At 59.7% G+C, this 2,405-nt stretch carries 1 protein-coding gene and 2 pseudogenes; 1 reads left to right on the top strand and 2 read right to left on the bottom strand.

Annotated features, from left to right (window positions below; genetic code table 11):
* Both V2I08_RS20315 and V2I08_RS20310 read right to left on the bottom strand, forming a co-directional pair.
* Nucleotides 1-541 (bottom strand): annotated as a pseudogene (locus tag V2I08_RS20315) (transposase); the annotation flags it as partial.
* A gap of 10 nt (nucleotides 542-551) precedes the next feature.
* A complete protein-coding gene (locus V2I08_RS20310; RefSeq protein ID WP_349636562.1) occupies nucleotides 552-1,775 on the bottom strand; it encodes an IS256 family transposase in 1,224 nt (407 codons plus the stop codon).
* 58 nt (nucleotides 1,776-1,833) lie between these two features.
* Between V2I08_RS20310 and V2I08_RS20305 the strand changes: the two are divergent.
* Nucleotides 1,834-2,405, top strand: a pseudogene (locus V2I08_RS20305) (transposase); the annotation flags it as partial.

The following is a 2,405-nucleotide window of genomic DNA, read 5'->3' as shown; positions in this document are numbered from 1 at the left end:
TTATCGCGCATGAACTGCCAGATATTTTCGACCGGCCCTTCGACTTCGCTCAGGAGAGCGTTGAGTTCAGGACATTTCGGCGGCAGCGGAACGATGCTGATATTCTCAGGCACTTTCAGCTTCCCGGTCATGTGCCATCCGGCCTGATCCATCAGCAGCACGCCGTGGGCACCCGGCTCGATAGCGAGCGATATTTCCGCCAGGTGCAGCGACATGGTCTGGGTATTGCAGAACGGAAGGATCAGGCCAGCCCCTTTGCCGAGTTCGGGGCAGATGGCACCAAAGATATAGGCTGATTTCGTCCTCTGATCCTTCGGTGCCGATGGCCGGGTACCGCGCTTAGCCCAGCGGCGAGCGATCTTGTTTTTCTGGCCTATGCGGGCTTCGTCCCTGAATCAAGTTCAGGGCAGGCTCTGGAACCAGACCTCTATCGGCGTACCGCGCGGGAGGGCTGCTTTGACCTTTGCCAACTCGGCTGCAAAGCCCCCTTTTTGAAGTCCTCCATCGCATATTCGTTCTGGGTGTGGTGGCGTGGGCGCGCCGGTTGACCATCAGGCCGTCATGGCCCTGATGAAGCGTTCGCCGAAGAGCGCGGCAAATTGAGCCTTCGCCATGTTCCACTCACGCGGTGGCATTTTCCACTCTTTTTCCGATTGGTTCAAGATCAGATAGAGCAGCTTGGTTGCGGCCTCATCGTTAGGGAAATGCCCCCGGGCACGAACAGCGCGGCGAAGCTTGGAATTCAGGACCTCGATGGCATTGGTGGTGTAAACGATCCGCCTGACTTCGTCGGGGAAGGCGAAAAATGGGATGACCTCGGTCCATGCCCGGCGCCAACTCTGGCCGATAGCGGGATAGCGTTGCCCCCAGAAGCTGGCCTCGAATGCCGTCAGTGCCTCCTCGGCAGCCGCGGCATCGACGGCGCGGTAAATGGCCTTCAAGGCCGTCCCGAGCGCCTTGCGATCTTTCCATGCCACGAAATCCATCGAGTTGCGCAGCAGATGGACGATGCAAGTCTGAACCATCGCTTCGGGGAATACGGCGGTGATGGCGTCGGGAAAGCCCTTCAGGCCATCAACGACCGCCAGCATGATATCCTCGACGCCGCGGTTGCGCAGTTCGTTCATGACGCGCAGCCAGAACTTGGCGCCTTCATTCTGTTCCAGCCACAAACCCAGGACGACCTTGGTGCCATCGGCCATGACGCCGAGGGCGATGTGGATTGCTTTATTGCGGACCATGCCCTCGTCGCGGATCTTGACCCGGATCGCATCAAAGAAAACCAGCGGATAGGCCGGATCCAGCGGACGTTGCTGCCAGGCCGCGACTTCCTCCAAGACTGCGTCGGTGATCGTGCTGATCAGATCGGGCGAGGCCTCAATGCCATACAGGTCGCGCAGGTGGCCCGTAATCTCCCGGGTACTCATGCCGCGCGCATACATCGAGATGATCTTGTCATCGAAGCCGGGAAAGCGACGCTGATACTTGGCGATCAGCTGCGGATCGAAGCTACCGGCCCGATCGCGTGGCACCTCGATCTCGATCCGTCCGCTGTCGGTCGTCACCGTCTTGCGGCCATAGCCGTTCCGACTGTTGCTTCCTTGCTCCTCCTGGCCAAGATGATGATCCATCTCCGCGTTGAGGGCCCGTTCGGCAAACGCCTTCTTCAGGGAATCGAGCAAGCCGCCCTGGCTGAGCGCCGCCGCCGCGTCAGTGCCGGCAAGCAGTTGGTCGAGAATGTCGTTCGGTATCGAAGCTTCTTTGCGTCGTGACATACTGGGTCTCCTTGTTGCCCATTATGCCTCGCCGCACACGAAATTCCTGACAGTCCCCAAATTGACGGCACGCCCACGTCACCATGCCCAGAACGAATATGCGATGGAGGACTTCAAAAAGGGGGGCTTTGCAGCCGAGCTGGCAAAGATCTAAGCCGCCCTCCCGCGCGACACGCCCATAGAGATATGGTTCCAGAGCCTGCCCTGAACTTGATTCAGGGACGAGGCCCGTATCGGCCAGAAAAACAAGATCACCCGCCGCTGGGCCAGGCGCGGCACCCGGCCTTCAGCGCCCAAGGATCAGAGGACCAAATCAGCCTACATGTTGGGCTACGCCCGCCTTCGGCCCGGCGCTATCTGCCCTGAGCTTGGCCAGGGCGCTGGCTTGGTTCTGCCCTTCTGTAATACCCAGACCATGTCGCTGCACCTGGCGGAGATATCGCTCGCTATCGAACCAGGTGCCCACGGCGTGCTGCTGATGGATCAGGCCGGATGGCACATGACCGGGAAGCTGGAAGTGCCCGATAATATCAGCATCGTTCCGCTGCCGCCAAAATGTCCTGAACTCAACGCTCTCCTGAGCGAAGTCGAAGGGCCGGTCGAAAATATCTGGCAGTTCATGCGCGATAA

Source organism: Sphingobium sp. MK2 (genome assembly GCF_040170545.1).
Classification (GTDB): Bacteria; Pseudomonadota; Alphaproteobacteria; order Sphingomonadales; family Sphingomonadaceae; genus Sphingobium.
Note: the sequence above shows the minus strand (reverse complement) of the source record. Positions and strands in the feature narration are given on the sequence as shown.